Here is a 15,856-nt window from a genome sequence, read left to right on the forward strand (position 1 = left end):
AACCGTTACCTCAAATTCAAAGAACGAAAGAGTCGATGAATACAGACTTTATATTATTAGTTCTCATACTACTGACATTCTTTGGAGGGGGCTTATGGTTAGTGAAGCAATTTCCAATCTATTTTGCAAAATACAGGGCTAAATCATTTGGTCTCGAATTAACTAAGGACGAAGCATTAATTGTTCAAAATGGCTTTTGCATAAAAAAAGACTTTCTGGTAGGTGCGAAAGGAATACTGGATTTAAAGCAAGTCCAAATAGAAAAGTTAGTAAATCATTACTTGGCTGGCGGAAACTTAGAAAATGTAAGAAGAGGAATCCTCGAATTACAAAAGAGACAGAAAGATGTGGATTTTGCTACACTATCTGCTATTGATTTAGCTGGTAAAGATTTGAAGTATGAAATTAAAAACTCTGATATTGAAAGTTCAATTGAAATTAAGGATTTGTCAAACGGCAAGATAACGATAAGATATAGAGCGAATTATAAGTATGTATTTCCCAATTCAGTTTGGATAGAAGATTTGAATGAGAACCTGGCTCCGAAGATAAAAAACAAACTGAGCATGTTTTTAAGCAGTTGGGAAGAAACAGATGTATTCAAAACAGAATCATTTATTCGCCAGAACATATTGCCGATAAGCTTTTGGGAAAGCGAGTTGGAAGGTGTTTTAGTTGGTCAAAAAATTGAAATAAGAAAAACTGGAGGTAACACAGCACAGGCTTAATGCTCGGCTGACGCCTCGCTCTTAGCCTGTCCAAATCCGTTATCAGCCAATATCTATAACCGAGCAACTAATATTGATTATCTTCTACCTTAAGTCTACTGGTAGCTGATACCCTTGGAAGGGTCCAAAATGCTTTACGATTACCCTGACCTGTCTAGGATTAAATACTTTTCCCCTATATTTGCCAAATTCTTTGAGAAAATCCTCATCCTGAAACCAGGAATTCAAGGCTTTTACATTGATACCATAGAGATCAGCAAGCCTTGACTTATTATAAGTAGGAATCCGCGTAATTGCCATTACTCTCACCAAAAAAAAGTATTATAGTATGAGGGCTAAATATAACAAAAGTGGCTCAAGAAATATATATAAAAACCTATATGTTTTAGGCTTCCAATAGGCACTTGAAAAATTTCTATTCTGATATTTAGAACTAAGGCAAAACGAGGTGCAGTGAGTGAGCGATAAATAGCTATACAGCCATTGCTTTCTTTACCTTTTGAACGGTTGCTGTGCCTACACCACAAATAGCCGCTACATCCCGAATGCTTTTACCAGCCTTTAGTTGTTTGATGACAGAAGTATGATCTTGCAGAAACTGCTCATTTGTCTTAACTGTTCCTTTCTTCCTTCCCAAGGTTTTACCCTTTCTCCTGGCTTCATCCAGTCCAGAATGTATGCGTTCTATCATTGTCTCACGCTCCCATTCGGCAAACTCCAGCATAATTGTGAAGAACAGTTTAGCTATAGGGTCCTGCTTACCTCCTGGAGAAAGACTTTCGATGTTGCGGTTCAGCAGGTACACTGCTACCCCTAGGTTCTTTAGCCGCTCCAGCACTTTCAGGCCTTCCAGAGTATTGCGGCCTAACCTGGAGATTTCCGTTACCAGAACCTTTTGTATGGCTCCTGATTCAGCTAGCTCCAGTAGCCGTTGTATAGCTTTCCGGTGCTCGTTTTTCTTAGCGCCACTTATCTTTTCAGATATGGTCTCGATTACAATGTAGCCTTGCTGCTCACTGTACGCTTGCAGATCCGCTACCTGCCTGGCGAAGTCTTGGCCACCTTTCGATACTCTTACAAAAACTGCTACTGGTGTCATTTATCTTCAAAATATTTATCCGGCAGCGCTGCTAATGTTGAAGCGAAAGCGATTAACCCGATACCGGTTGTGAGGGCTACAAATGTTTACCCAATCCACTCTACCCTAAAATGTACTGCTAACAACTAAGGCTTCGTTGGGTACGGAGTGCCGACAATGAAGCCGTGGTTGCACTAACCGTGCGATGCGTTATGGGTTTTAAGTCGGAAGATGTTTGCCTGCGCTACTTGTCTGGGGCTGTCTGGTAGCCGGCCAGCTCAACGGATGTGAGCCTGAAGAGGTATAAAGAGGTGCTCTTTGCTGTTTTCCAAAGAGGTGCCCCGCTTTTTTCATGTCTTTTACTCTGCTATGGGCATAGCTGCGCCAGGCCGCCTTTCCGGTGGCTTTTTTTATAGTCCCTTCTCGTATTCCCTGTACTGCCTGCCTGTCCTGATGCCCTGCGGCGGCCCCCGCTTGGGCAGCACCTGCAGGGTGACCATCGTCTCTTTGTTGCAGCAGGGGCACAGGAGCGGGTTGTACTCCTCTGTCTGGCGGACCTTCGCTTTCGGTTTCTTTTCCTGTGGCAGCTGCTCTCTGATGGCAGGTATTGCCGCAGCCTTGACAGTGCCGCTGAGTATGCCGTAGTGGCGTATCCTGACAAAGCCCTTTGGCAGGATGTGCAGGGCCAAGCGGCGGATGAACTCCATCCCCTCCAGTTGCATCTCCAGCTTGCGGGCTCCCTGCCGGTAGTCCTTGTAGGCGAAACTCACCGTCCGCTCGCCCACATCCTTTATCCTGTGGTTGGAGATGGCGATCTTGTGGGTGTAGCGTCCCAGGTACTCCACCACGCTCTCCGGCCCGGAGAAGGGGCGCTTGGCGTAGACCACCCACTCCTTTTTGAACAGCGCGTTCACCAGCTCCCTGCCTGTTTCCGGCAGCCTTTCCTTCAGACCCTGCACGTACTTTGCCCGGAACACCCGGCTCATGGCCTTTACCGGGAAGAGGTACTTGCCCTTGCCTCTTGCCGACCTCCACTTGCCCCGCTCCGTGAGCCCGCCTCCGGGTACGATGCAGTGCAGGTGGGGGTGCAGGGAGAGGGTCTGGCCCCAGGTGTGGAGAACGGCCACCATACCGGGGCGGGCACCCAGGTGCTTGGAATCGGTAGCGAAGGTGAGCAGCGTCTTCCAGGCCGCCTCAAAGAGGGTGTCGTAGATGATGCGGGGGCTATGCAGGGCCAGCTGGTGGAGGGTGCCGGGCAGGGTGAAAACCACGTGGAAGTAGGGCACGGGCAGAAGCTCCGCCTCCCTTGCCTGTATCCACTCCTCCCGCTTTCTGCCCTGGCACTTGGGGCAGTGGCGGTTGCGGCAGGAGTTGTAGCTGAGGCGGACCTGGCCGCAGCCGGTGCAGGCGTCCACGTGCCCACCCATGTCAGCAGTGCGGCAGCGCATGATGGCAGAGAGCGTGCGCAGCTGCCAGGAGTTGATGGCGGTACAGGACTCCACCTGTTGCCAATGGGTCCTGAGCACCTGGGCCACCTCGTGTCGTGGGCGCACTACAGGTAGAGGGTGTCGAGCGGCGAGAAGGGCTTTCTCCTTCCGCTCTGGGCCACGTGCAGGTAGACCATGGTCGTGTCAATGCAGGCGTGGCCCAGCAGGTCCTTGATGGAGACGATGTCCAGGCCGTCCTCGAGCAGGTGGGTGGCGAAGGTGTGGCGCAGGGTGTGCGGGGTGACCTGCTTGTGGATACCGGCCGCCTGGCGGGCCGAGCGCACCACCCACTGCACGCCAGCGGTGTTGTAGCGCCTGTCACGGAGCCCCTCCTCGCTTTCCTGCACCTGGCCGTTGAAGAGCCAGGTCTGGGGGCACTCGGCCTGGATGTAGGTCTGAAGGCCGCGCACCAGGTGCTCACTCAGGGGCACGTAGCGGTCTTTGCCCCCCTTGCCCTGACGCACGTGCAGCATCTGCCGGTCAAAGTCCAGGTCTGAGAGGCGGAGGTTGCAGGCCTCGGCGCAGCGCAGCCCGCAGCCGTAGAGGGTGGCGATGAGCACGCGGTGCTTGAGGAGTTTGGGCGCGCAGAGCAGTTTCCGAACCTCGGGTTTGCTCAGTACGACGGGCAGCTTGCGATCGCGCCGCAGGGTAGGCAGCTCGATTCGCTTGTCCTTGAGGCCCTCCATGCGGAAGACATACCGCAGGGCGTAGACGGTGAACTTGAAGTAGGAGTTGGAGGGGGTGTTGTGCTCCTGCTTGACCAGGTAGAGGTAGTCGTTGAGCTGGTCGGGGTCGAGCCGGGTGGGCAGGCAGTTAAAGTGCAGAGCCACCTTGGCCAGGTGGTGGCTGTAGTTTTTCAGGGTGCTCTGGCCGCGTCCGGCCACGGTGATTTTTTTGGAGAACTTCTCGTAAAGCTCAGTGAATCCCGCTACATTAGAGCAGGCAGTCTGGATGAGAGTAGGCTCTTTTTTTTCATCTTTATGTAAGAGTTAAATGTGAATCAAAAGGTAACTCTTATCCGGCTGCTTTTTAAAACATCTACCGAAGGTTTAGTGCAACATTGTGCAGCAGCAGAGAATGAGGAATAACAGAACGAAACTGTTTCTGTAGATTTTTTCCTGGTCTTTAGTCATTCTTAAGCCTGTGCTTATTAAATCATTTGGTTTTCGCGATACACTTTTATAGTAAGGCACCAGGCAAAGTAGCTGCTTAAACAGGCTTTTTATGTAGTGAGTTTCAGAGGGGATTATTCTGATACGCTTTCTTTCCCTTACGGTATTATCGTGCACCGTGGACAGCACACACAATGTCTTCAGGCCTGTGTTGCCAAGGCAAGTATAAAGGCGAACGCCAAGCCCCACACCCTCCGGCACTCATTTGCCACCCTCCCCTTGGTAATGGAATTTTACTTGTAAAGCATAAGGCCATTCCGCTTAAAATAAGTGATTAGATTCGAGTATCTTTGTTCATTATAACGCTAAGCCGGTAATGAGCTAACGTATATTTAAATTGAATTTAAACAGGAATTTTACAATGACAAGTATCCAACAACGGGCAGAACTACAACGCCAAATTTGGCAAATTGCGAATGAGGTTCGTGGCTCAGTCGATGGCTGGGATTTTAAACAGTATGTATTAGGTACATTGTTCTACCGATTTATTAGCGAGAACTTTGCCAGTTACATTGAAGGCGGTGATGAAAGCGTAAATTATGCCGCGCTCTCTGATGATGTTATCACTGCAGAAATCAAAGACGATGCCATCAAAACCAAAGGTTATTTCATCTACCCCAGCCAGCTGTTTGTAAACATTGCCGCGAATGCCAATAAGAACGACAGTCTGAACACCGATTTAGCCAATATATTTTACGACATTGAAAGCTCGGCTAGTGGCTACCCATCCGAACTGGATATTAAAGGCTTATTTGCCGATTTTGATACCACTAGTAACCGTCTAGGCAACACCGTTACCGAAAAAAACATACGCTTAGCTGCAGTACTAAAAGGTGTGGCGGGGCTTGGTTTTGGCAAGTTTCATGAAAACCAAATTGACCTGTTTGGCGATGCCTACGAGTTCTTAATTTCTAACTATGCCGCCAATGCCGGTAAATCCGGAGGCGAATTTTTTACCCCGCAAAACGTGTCAAAGCTTATTGCACAACTGGCGATGCACAAACAAAAAACCGTCAATAAAATTTATGACCCAGCAGCAGGTTCAGGTTCGTTATTATTACAAGCCAAAAAACACTTTGATGCCCATATCATTGAAGAAGGTTTTTTTGGACAGGAAATTAATCACACCACCTATAACCTTGCGCGTATGAATATGTTTTTGCATAACATTAACTACGACAAGTTCAATATTGCGCTAGGCAACACCCTGTTAGATCCGCATTTTGGCGATGAAAAACCCTTTGATGCCATTGTGTCTAACCCGCCCTATTCGGTGAACTGGATTGGCAGCGATGACCCAACCCTTATCAATGATGAACGCTTTGCCCCCGCAGGCGTGTTAGCGCCCAAGTCCAAAGCCGACTTTGCCTTTGTGCTGCATGCGCTGAGTTATTTATCTAGCAAAGGCCGCGCAGCTATTGTCTGCTTCCCAGGTATTTTTTACCGTGGTGGTGCCGAGCAGAAAATCCGCAAATATTTAGTGGATAACAACTACGTCGAAACTGTGATTGCATTAGCACCTAACTTATTTTTTGGGACCTCCATTGCTGTCAATATCCTGGTGCTTTCTAAACACAAAACAGACAACAAAATTCAATTTATCGACGCCAGTACCAGCAATTATTATAGAAAAGAAACCAAAAACAACGTACTCACCGATAGACACATAGAGCAAATTATGGAAACCTTCGACAATAAAGACGATGTTCCATATTTTGCCCTATCTGTAGAACACGATTTGATATCCGCCAACGCCTACAACCTATCGGTTAGCTCTTATGTAGTACCCGAAGATACCCGCGAAGTGATTGATATTGCTAAGCTGAATGCAGAGCTTAAAAATACTGTAGTGAAGATTGACCATTTACGTGCCGAGATTAACACCCTAATTGCGGAGATTGAAGCATGAGTGATACGAGAATTATGAATAAAGTGCTTAAAGGTGTTGAGGTTGAATGGAAAACCTTGGGAGAAGTTGGTGAGTTTGTAAGAGGAAAAAGATTTGTAAAAACTGATATAATATCAGAAGGCTTTCCTTGTATTCATTATGGAGAAATGTATACGCATTACAACATTTGGGCAAAAGAGGCTAAATCATTTATTGATAAAGATTTAGCTTCGAAATTAAGAGTTGCTAATCACGGCGATGTTATTATTGTTGCAGCAGGCGAAACTATTGAAGATATTGGGATAGGCACAGCTTGGCTGGGAGATACAAATGTTGTTATTCACGATGCTTGTTTTTCCTATAAAAGCACATTAAATCCTAAGTATGTATCGTATTTTTTAAGAACCAAGTTTTTCCATGAACAAATAAAAAAACGTATCTCTTCGGGAAAAATTTCTGCGATAAATGCGAATGGCTTAAGCAAAGCTAAAATCCCCATACCACCTCTGGATACACAAGCTGAAATTGTTCGCATTTTGGACGAGTTCACAACGGATATAACTCACCTTAAAGTTGAGCTTAAAACTGAGCTCTCAACTCGAAAAAAACAATACAACTTTTATCGCGACCAACTATTAACCTTTAAAGAAGGCAAAGTCGATTGGAAATCATTAGGAGAAGTTGGCGAGTTGATTCGTGGTAATGGATTACAGAAGAAAGACTTTACTGAAACGGGTGTGCCTGCTATTCACTATGGACAGATCTATACTTATTACGGCATATGTGCGACAGAAACTAAATCCTTTGTTTCACCTGAATTGGCTAAAACTTTAAGAAAAGTTGATACTGGTGATGTTGTCATAACAAATACAAGTGAAAACTTAGAAGATGTTGGTAAGGCAATGGTTTATCTCGGTGAGGTACAAGCAGTTACTGGTGGACATGCGACAATCTTTAAACCAAGCAAAATTATTTTAGGGAAGTATTTTGCCTATTTTACTCAAACAACTGCATTTACAAACCAAAAGAGAAAATATGCAAAAGGGACTAAAGTTATTGATGTGTCAGCAACTGATATGGCAAAAATTAATATCCCTATCCCCCCACTCGCAGAACAAGAGCGCATCGTTTCTAACTTGGATAAATTCAATGCATTAACCAACTCAATCAATGAATGCTTACCGCGCGAAATTAGATTACGTCAACAACAATATGAGTATTATCGCGATTTGCTGTTAAGTTTTTTAAAAGTAGAAATAGAGGCATAAAATGGGACTTTCGTTAACAGAAATTGCGCAGGAACTCAATGCTGCCAATAAAAAAGTTCAATTGATTTATGCTTTTAATGGCTCGGGTAAAACCCGGTTATCACGTGAGTTTAAACAGTTAATTGCACCAAAAACCGATAGCGATGAAGATATAGAACAAACTGAGCCATATGGCCCAAAAATCTTTTATTACAATGCATTTACCGAAGACTTGTTCTATTGGGATAATGATTTACATCTTGATACGGAGCCAAAATTAAAAATCCAACCTAACTCTTTTACTCAATGGGTACTTCAAGATCAAGGTCAAGACCGAAATATTGTTGCTAATTTTCAGCATTACACTGATGAAAAATTAACCCCTCATTTTAGTGAGGATTTTTCTGAAGTCACATTCTCTTTTGAACGTGGCAATAATGAACGGTCTGAGAATATCAAGATTTCAAAAGGTGAGGAAAGTAATTTTATTTGGAGTGTATTTTATAGCCTGCTTGAACAGGTAATTGAAGTGCTAAATGTAGCTGAACCAGGCGAGCGTGAAACAAATCAGTTTAATCAGTTGGAGTATGTATTTATTGATGATCCGATCAGTTCATTAGATGAAAATCATTTGATTGAATTGGCCGCAGATTTAGCGCGTTTGATTAAATCTAGTCAATCTACAGTTAAATTTATCATCACTACACATAACCCCCTTTTTTATAATGTGCTCCACAATGAGTTCAAACAAGATAGATTTAAAAAATATCTTCTAAAAAAATATGAAGATGGTGAATATGAATTAGTACCACAACCCCATGATTCACCGTTTTCGTATCATCTTTATCTCAAAGCCGAGCTTGAAAAAGCCATTGTGACGGGGCTGTTGAATAAGTATCACTTTAATTTTCTCAGAAATATTTTAGAAAAAACCTCGACATTTCTGGGTTATCAAGATTGGACTGAACTGTTACCTCCAGGCGACGATGGAAGACCAAATCCCTATGAGGCACGAATTATAAATATCTCAAGTCACTCAAAACATGCAGGTGAAGAAACAATTGATCTGACAGAAAATGATAAGCGTGTTTTGGAATTCTTAGTGAGAGAAACGAGTCAAAATTATCGGTTTAAACAGCGCAATAGCTAAAAAAAGATATTATTCGAAGGTATATAAATGAAAGAATATAATGTCATTGCAGAATCAAATAATTTCATCGTTCTGGATCAATATATCAAACATTCAGAGGTAACTGAAGCCTATCAGAGCGAATATGATTTAGAACGTGATTTTATCTCCGATTTAGAAAACCAAGGCTATGAATATCTGCCCGAAATAAACACCCCCGAAAAAATGCTGGCTAATGTGCGTGCGCAGTTGCAAGCTCTGAATAATCTGCGGTTTTTAGATGGGGAATGGTTGCGTTTCGTGGTGGAGTATTTAGATAAGCCCAGCGATAACAGAATCGAAAAAACACGTAAAATACATAAAGACTATATCCACGATTTTGTCTTTGATGATGGGCACATCCAAAATATTTACCTCTTAAATAAGAAAAACATTGCCCGCAATAAAGTGCAGGTAATTAATCAGTTTGAACATAAAGGCACGCAGGCCAATCGGTACGATGTAACCATTTTAGTGAATGGTCTGCCATTAGTGCAAATCGAGCTAAAAAAACGCGGTGTGGCGATTCGTGAAGCTTTCAATCAAGTACACCGTTATAGTAAGGAAAGTTTTAATTCCGACAGTTCACTGTTTAAATATTTGCAGCTTTTCGTAATTTCTAACGGCACGGATAGTCGTTATTTTGCCAATACCACCAAGCGAGATAAAAATAGTTTTGATTTCACCATGAATTGGGCGAAGTCAGATAACACTTTGATAAAAGACTTAAAGGATTTTACTGCTACGTTTTTTCAAAAAAACACCTTGCTAAATGTGCTGATACATTATTCGGTGTTTGACGTTAGCGATACCTTACTAGTGATGCGTCCCTACCAAATTGCCGCGACAGAGCGCATTTTGTGGAAAATAAACAGCGCTTATCAATCAAAAAACTGGAGCACCACCGAAAGCGGCGGCTATATTTGGCATACCACAGGTTCGGGCAAGACCTTAACCAGCTTTAAAGCGGCACGCTTGGCTACCGAGTTGGATTTTATTGATAAAGTTTTTTTTGTGGTTGACCGTAAAGACCTCGATTATCAAACCATGAAAGAGTATCAGCGCTTTTCGCCTGATAGCGTTAATGGTTCAGACAGCACCGCAGGGCTAAAGCGTAACCTTGATAAAGACGACAATAAGATCATTGTTACCACTATTCAAAAACTAAATAAGTTAATGAAAAGTGAAGGCGACTTGCCCATCTATAACAAGCAAGTGTTATTTATTTTTGATGAGGCGCACCGTTCGCAATTCGGCGAAACACAAAAAAATTTAAATAAGAAATTTAAAAAGTTTTACCAGTTTGGCTTTACGGGTACACCTATCTTCCCTCAAAACGCCTTAGGCGCAGAAACTACTGCTAGCGTGTTTGGGCGTGAGTTGCATTCTTATGTGATTACCGATGCTATTCGCGATGAAAAAGTATTAAAGTTTAAAGTGGACTACAACGATGTGCGCCCACAGTTTAAGACGATTGAAACTGAACAGGACGAGAAGAAACTAACGGCTGCAGAAAACAAACAAGCTTTATTGCATCCCGACCGTATTCATGAAATTTCTCAGTACATCTTAAACAACTTCAAGCAAAAAACGCATCGCTTACAAGCCAATGGCAAAGGTTTTAATGCCATGTTTGCCGTGAGTAGTGTAGATGCTGCCAAGCTGTACTATGAATCGTTTAAGAATTTTCAGAAAGACAGTAACCAGCCTCTTAACATTGCCACTATCTTCTCTTTTACGGCCAATGAAGAACAAGATGCCGTAGGGGATATTCCTGATGAAAGCTTTGAACCCACGGCAATGGATACCAGCTCTAAAGAGTTTCTAAAAGCGGCAATTGATGACTATAACGCGATGTTTAAAACCAATTTCGGCGTTGATAGCAAAGCTTTTCAAAACTATTACCGTGATCTTGCCAAACGGGTCAAAAACCAAGAAGTTGATTTGCTAATTGTAGTGGGCATGTTTTTAACAGGCTTTGATGCGCCCACTTTGAACACCTTATTCGTGGATAAAAACCTTCGCTACCACGGACTAATACAGGCTTACTCACGCACTAATCGTATTTATGATGCTACCAAGAGGTTTGGCAATATCGTCACCTTCCGCGACTTAGAACAAGCGACAGTTGAAGCAATTACTTTATTTGGTGATAAGAACACCAAAAACGTCGTGCTGGAAAAAAGTTACAAAGAATACATGGAAGGCTTTGCCGATGTAGCAACAGGTGAAGCACGGCGCGGCTATTTGGACGTTGTGGCGGAGTTAAAACAACGTTTCCCCAATCCCGATGAAATTTTTAAAGAAAAAGATAAAAAAGACTTCGCTAAATTATTTGGTGAATATTTGCGTGTCGAGAATGTGCTGCAAAACTTTGACGAATTTGCTGGTTTAAAAGCCTTGCAAAGCTTGGATATGACCGATCTTAAAGCTGTAGAGGAGTTTAAAGCTAAGCACTATTTGAAGGATGACGACTTAGCCGCTATGCAAGCTATTAAGATGCCAGCCGAGCGCATTATTCAAGATTACCGTTCAACGTATAATGATATTCGCGATTGGCTTCGCCGTGAAAAGTCCGCCAACGAAAAAGACGCTTCTACTATTGATTGGGATGATGTGGTATTTGAGGTAGACCTGCTAAAATCACAAGAGATTAATCTGGATTACATTCTGGAATTGATTTTTGAACACAATAAAAAGATTAAAGATAAAGCGACATTGGTTGAAGAAGCACGTCGTTTAATTCGTGCTAGCCTTGGCAACCGTGCTAAAGAAACTTTGTTGGTTGATTTTATTAACCAAACTAACTTGGACAAAATTATCGATAAGCCCAGCATTATTGATGCTTTCTTTACCTTCGCTCAAGCTGAACAACAACGTGAAGCAGAAGAATTGATTAGTGCTGAAAGTCTCCATGCAGAAGCAGCTAAGCGTTATATCACTACATCGTTAAAAAGGGAATATGCCAGTGAAAATGGCACTGAGTTAAATACCATCCTTCCCAAAATGAGCCCGCTTAACCCGCAATACTTAACCAAAAAACAAGGTGTTTTCCAAAAGATTGCTGCTTTTGTTGAGAAATATAAAGGAGTAGGCGGGAAGGTTTGATTTAAGGATTATAAGGTGTTAACGTTTTTTAAGCGGTTGTTTATCTATACAAAGCGCTCCGAGAATATATCGGGTTTATGTGCAATTCCCATTTAAGCAACTCACGGGAAGCTTCAATCACAGCCTACAGGTTATTATAGATGCTACATATTAAATTAAAACAAAAAAGGGAAGAACCTTCACTTCACCCGTCCTGGGTTTCGGCGATGAAGATAGAGCTTTGAACATAACAGCGGGTATGCAATATGTCTGCCGCAGGCGCAACACAAGCACTTTGCATACCCGTGATCCGTTGCCATATGATTCCCTTCATATTTAAACGTTCGACTAGTGCAGCCGCCGGCATCACCTGAGTATAGGTATTAGTCATCTTCTCCGGCTCCTTCACTTATTGCTTAACAACTAACTTGGAGCAAGTGTAAATTGGAGCTGATTCATGAAATCAGCGATAAAAGATTCCTTATAGTTTAGATACTGCAGCCTCCGCTCCAGCACAGTTAAGGTATTGCCCCAGTTAATCTGATTCTTGCCATCGTAGTGATGGATGATTGTTAGCAGTTCTTTGACCGCTGCCGTAGGTGTTAAGACGGTTAGCACGTCAAGCGCTTTCAACACCTGAGCCGAAACGCTATCAAATTCTGAGAGTTTTGTGACAGTCCCGGCTTGGCTAAAGTGAAACGGTAGCATGTTCAATTTTGCCGCTGTAGTAGGAGTTACTTCGAACGCAACAATTGCGAAGTACTGTTTGGTTGATTTTTGTTCTTTCATGAGTGGTGTGAGGTTAGATGTGAAAATTTATTACCTGGTCATAATTCAGGGCTTTGCAGTTGATCAGGCTGAATGTATTGTAAAGTTCTGGAGGGTACAGCCGGATCAAAGCTTGCACGGCTATGATTTCATGAGCTGACAGTTTGACCTTATATATTCCTTTTTGCGGGCTGCCTACCATGCGTCTTGCCAGTCTTTTGGCAAGGCTTTCGAGGTATGGGAACGCCAGCACCTCCAGCGGCTGCAGTTTATTCTCTTGGTCTACAGGTTTATGGAGAAACTTCAACAACTCAGACAGCAGCGCCATAATTTCGAAGCGGTGAAGCACTATCTCCTGGTTGATCAGAATCTGCCTCATTGCCAGTAGCCGTCCCTGAATTTGAAGAGTTGCTCCCCAGATTTGTTGTCGTAGATGAGTGCCGTATCAATAAACTGCTTGTTGCCGAGCGCATATTTCTTCAGCCTCGAGATGCCTAAGTCTTTGTCCGGAGCAGTGTGCTTCATTCTGTAATCCCTGGAGTGAAAGGTGCGGTTGTTCCCGTCAGAAAAGTAAATAATCATCTTTGTCAGGGCCTTTTGGGCGAAGCTTTCGCCTTTAGGACTTCGCTTGTGGATAGTAGTTTTGTTCATAAGTAACGGTTATGTAGTAAATGATTGATAGCCAATATATTTAGCTCTCCTGAACAGGTGCATGCTGCTTATAAAACTTCTGTAGCGCGTCCTTGCCTAGCTTGCTCATTCGATTCTTATGGTATTTAAAGAGCTGCATAGGCGACTTCTCTTGAATACGCTTAAGGGCTTTTCCCTCTTTGTACAGCCAGAAGTCGGCGCGTGCCCGACGCAGGGCATCAGATACCTTACGCTGATGGCTCCAAGTGTCCTGCTTCACCAGCCAGTCGTGGGTTTTACAGAATCCGCGTTTATTCTCGCGGTCAAAGTACCCGCTGCCACTTACAAATTCCGCGTAAGGCATAGGCGGGTACTTGTCCGGGCGCTTGCGGTAATAAGCTTCTGCCAGATCGATGCGCTTCATACACTCGGCATGGTAACTCTCCCATTCTTTCTCGCTGAAATCAGTCCTGAAACTACCGTACACTCCAAACCAAATAGAATTCTTAGCCAGTTTGTTATGGGTCTCATCGAAATCGTAGCCAGGGTAAAGCATAGCTTTGGCGTACTGCCAGAAGCTTTCGACAAAAGATAGAAATACCGGGTTTAGAGCGGGTTTTGCCATTGTTCCCGCGCCCCCAGCTCCTGTAGCATGGTTTTTGGCAGCTAAGGGCCTTTCCAGCCGCTCTTTAACACGTTTACCGGCTCGTTGCGGCCCTGTGTTGCCAGTATTCGTGTTGCCAGCGTTGCAATTTTGGCCATCGCCGATAGGCATGGCACCCGGTTGCGCAGCAACTCCTTTATCCACAGTAGTAGATTTCTTTTCTAAGTTTCCAGTAGTTTCAAATGATACATTAAGCGGAAAATTTGTGCATTGGAACGTATTGGGCTGTGCCTTTTTGCACTGGTTCTGATCGGCAAAAATGATTTCCGGAGCTATCCACAGTTCGAAATCATGAAACGTGCCGTGAAACTGATAACCGCTGATAAGACCTAGCTTGCGCAGCCGGGAGATGTGGTTACGCATGGTGCGCTCCGAGAAGCTGCGCATATCGGAAAGTTTAGAATTGTTTGTAAACAGGCTTGGTAGGTCACTTTCGTGCTCCGGCGCAAAGCCGAAGCGAATAGAGTGCTCATACGCCTGGATGTAGTCAAGGATGATGCGGGTGCCGGTGTCCTTTACGTTACCCGGTATTAATTTTGTCCTGGTGAAGAAGATTTGCTCTGAGCCGTCGCTGTGTTTGCGCTTTCGCTCTACAAGTGGTTGCTCCGCGTTCTTTTTTTCGACAAACAGGTGCCACGCAAGCAGGGCCTGCTTTTGATTAATCTTTTTTAAAAGCATTTCGTACAAAGCGGGTTAGAAGGTTGCGGGGCTGGTGTTGATTGACGTCGGTACCAGCCCCTGTTGCAGACCCTGTATCGTTAGTTAAAATTTCCCAGGTATTGCTGCCCTCTCCATGGCACATTTGTGACTGAGAGGGCGGCAATACTTACCTGAAGGTGCTGCCGGTCATGGTCAATGGCAGCCACAGCGCTATCGTAGCAGCGCTGCTCTATATGACCTTCCGCTAACTCTTCCTGCAGTAGATTAAGCTCCTGGTTGCAGAGCTTCAGCATTCCTGTGTATAGGCGCAGCTTAGACTGGTGATAAGTCTCGTTTGCCGTTATAAAGGTCTGAGGTACCATGTTATGAAAGTATAGTTAAGGCAATTAGGCGGCTTTTCTTTTCTTCTTGCGCTCCGGAAGCACAGCCGCACACTCTTTTATCTTGCCGTATTCGATCAGCTTACTGCGCAGGACCCGGTAATCGCCTGGAGCAAACTCCTCGGCCTGTAGCTTGTATACTTTACCGAAGCGGTCGCGCTTGCCATACTTTATCCAGTTGCGGATGGTGCTGTCGCCATGGCCGGTAAACTCAATGATCTCTGCTATTTTGAGGTAGCGATCCATGGCGTTCTCCAGAACCGGGCGCAACTCCTCCAACTTGCCGAATATCTCACTCTTGAAGCCTTCTAAATCTGCTGACGTTAATATCTCAATTGCATGTGCCATACTTTCTGTGGCTTATGGTACCAATAGAATTCTTTTATAAAAACGGCTATAGTCTAAACATTAGCCTGCTAAACGTCTAACCCAGCCTGTTTACCGGGCCTTATGCCTCTAGCCTTCCGCACCAACTCATAGATACTCGGCTGAACGGGTGGCTGGCGGCTATATAATTCCTGAATCTTGCACTCGAAAATGCTAGCAAAAAACACGATTTCATCGGCTGTGGGTTTTTCACTCGACAAGCGGTTGTAGAAGGTCTGGACATTGCCGCCAAACTCCTCCTGGAATTGCTTCCGGAGCAGCTTCTTTTGGCTGTCGTTCAGGTCTTCGTAACGGAGCTTGATGTTAAACTTAGGGCCTGCAGACTTAACCACGGTTAAACCTGAACTGACAGATTTTTCTTTGCGGTTTAACATATCTTATAGGTTTATATTTATCTTAGACTAAAATACAATACAATTATACGATAGTATTTTACTTTAATCAATTACTATTAGATAAATTTTTTATAATTAATTATAAATAACTGATAGTCAATTAAAAATTTTTTTATA

At 44.0% G+C, this 15,856-nt stretch carries 15 protein-coding genes; 5 read left to right on the forward strand and 10 right to left on the reverse strand.

Going from position 1 to position 15,856, the window contains the following annotated elements:
- Positions 1–35 precede the first annotated feature (35 nt).
- The gene (locus E1919_RS16635) at positions 36–728 is read left to right on the forward strand and encodes a flotillin-like FloA family protein (RefSeq protein ID WP_162054536.1); all 693 of its coding nucleotides are present in this window, start codon (positions 36–38) and stop codon (positions 726–728) included.
- A gap of 472 nt (positions 729–1,200) precedes the next feature.
- On the opposite strand, the gene E1919_RS16640 is transcribed toward E1919_RS16635, so the two are convergent.
- The 3 genes from E1919_RS16640 to E1919_RS16650 all read right to left on the reverse strand — a co-directional run bounded on the left by E1919_RS16640 (position 1,201) and on the right by E1919_RS16650 (position 4,177).
- Positions 1,201–1,827: a recombinase family protein gene (locus E1919_RS16640; RefSeq protein ID WP_162054537.1), complete on the reverse strand. Its 627-nt coding sequence runs from the start codon at positions 1,825–1,827 to the stop codon at positions 1,201–1,203.
- 389 nt (positions 1,828–2,216) lie between these two features.
- Positions 2,217–3,359 (reverse strand): IS91 family transposase, encoded by a 1,143-nt coding sequence (locus E1919_RS16645; protein WP_162054538.1) that lies wholly within the window; start codon positions 3,357–3,359, stop codon positions 2,217–2,219.
- The gene (locus E1919_RS16650) at positions 3,359–4,177 is read right to left on the reverse strand and encodes a tyrosine-type recombinase/integrase (protein ID WP_237144537.1); all 819 of its coding nucleotides are present in this window, start codon (positions 4,175–4,177) and stop codon (positions 3,359–3,361) included. The genes E1919_RS16645 and E1919_RS16650 overlap by 1 nt, the downstream gene beginning before the upstream one ends.
- Before the next feature lie 649 nt (positions 4,178–4,826).
- Here E1919_RS16650 and E1919_RS16655 point away from each other — a divergent pair.
- The 4 genes from E1919_RS16655 to E1919_RS16670 are packed head-to-tail and all read left to right on the forward strand — an operon-like array spanning position 4,827 to position 11,876.
- Positions 4,827–6,374 carry a type I restriction-modification system subunit M gene (locus E1919_RS16655; protein ID WP_162054539.1) on the forward strand — a complete coding sequence of 516 codons (1,548 nt, stop codon included), beginning with the start codon at positions 4,827–4,829 and terminating at the stop codon, positions 6,372–6,374.
- Positions 6,371–7,621, forward strand: coding sequence for a restriction endonuclease subunit S (locus E1919_RS16660; protein ID WP_202915925.1), 1,251 nt, complete (start codon positions 6,371–6,373; stop codon positions 7,619–7,621). The genes E1919_RS16655 and E1919_RS16660 overlap by 4 nt, the downstream gene beginning before the upstream one ends.
- A 1-nt stretch (position 7,622) precedes the next feature.
- Positions 7,623–8,750: an AAA family ATPase gene (locus E1919_RS16665; protein WP_162054540.1), complete on the forward strand. Its 1,128-nt coding sequence runs from the start codon at positions 7,623–7,625 to the stop codon at positions 8,748–8,750.
- A gap of 27 nt (positions 8,751–8,777) precedes the next feature.
- Positions 8,778–11,876 carry an HsdR family type I site-specific deoxyribonuclease gene (locus E1919_RS16670; RefSeq protein WP_162054541.1) on the forward strand — a complete coding sequence of 1,033 codons (3,099 nt, stop codon included), beginning with the start codon at positions 8,778–8,780 and terminating at the stop codon, positions 11,874–11,876.
- 402 nt (positions 11,877–12,278) lie between these two features.
- On the opposite strand, the gene E1919_RS16675 is transcribed toward E1919_RS16670, so the two are convergent.
- The 7 genes from E1919_RS16675 to E1919_RS16705 all read right to left on the reverse strand — a co-directional run bounded on the left by E1919_RS16675 (position 12,279) and on the right by E1919_RS16705 (position 15,718).
- The gene (locus tag E1919_RS16675) at positions 12,279–12,644 is read right to left on the reverse strand and encodes a hypothetical protein (RefSeq protein WP_162054542.1); all 366 of its coding nucleotides are present in this window, start codon (positions 12,642–12,644) and stop codon (positions 12,279–12,281) included.
- A 13-nt stretch (positions 12,645–12,657) separates the two neighbouring features.
- Positions 12,658–13,002, reverse strand: a complete 345-nt coding sequence (locus E1919_RS16680) for a hypothetical protein (protein WP_162054543.1) — start codon at positions 13,000–13,002, stop codon at positions 12,658–12,660.
- Positions 12,999–13,274, reverse strand: coding sequence for a hypothetical protein (locus E1919_RS16685; RefSeq protein ID WP_162054544.1), 276 nt, complete (start codon positions 13,272–13,274; stop codon positions 12,999–13,001). The genes E1919_RS16680 and E1919_RS16685 overlap by 4 nt, the downstream gene beginning before the upstream one ends.
- 40 nt (positions 13,275–13,314) lie before the next feature.
- Entirely contained in the window at positions 13,315–14,595 is a 1,281-nt protein-coding gene (locus E1919_RS16690; RefSeq protein ID WP_162054545.1) for a hypothetical protein, read from the reverse strand.
- Between the two features lie 80 nt (positions 14,596–14,675).
- Entirely contained in the window at positions 14,676–14,939 is a 264-nt protein-coding gene (locus E1919_RS16695) for a hypothetical protein (RefSeq protein ID WP_162054546.1), read from the reverse strand.
- Between the two features lie 24 nt (positions 14,940–14,963).
- Positions 14,964–15,305: a hypothetical protein gene (locus E1919_RS16700; protein WP_162054547.1), complete on the reverse strand. Its 342-nt coding sequence runs from the start codon at positions 15,303–15,305 to the stop codon at positions 14,964–14,966.
- 68 nt (positions 15,306–15,373) lie between these two features.
- On the reverse strand, positions 15,374–15,718 hold the full coding sequence (locus tag E1919_RS16705) for a hypothetical protein (protein WP_162054548.1): 345 nt from the start codon (positions 15,716–15,718) through the stop codon (positions 15,374–15,376).
- Positions 15,719–15,856: the final 138 nt, after the last annotated feature.

This window comes from Pontibacter pamirensis (assembly GCF_010015475.1).
In the GTDB taxonomy this organism is placed as follows: domain Bacteria; phylum Bacteroidota; class Bacteroidia; order Cytophagales; family Hymenobacteraceae; genus Pontibacter; species Pontibacter pamirensis.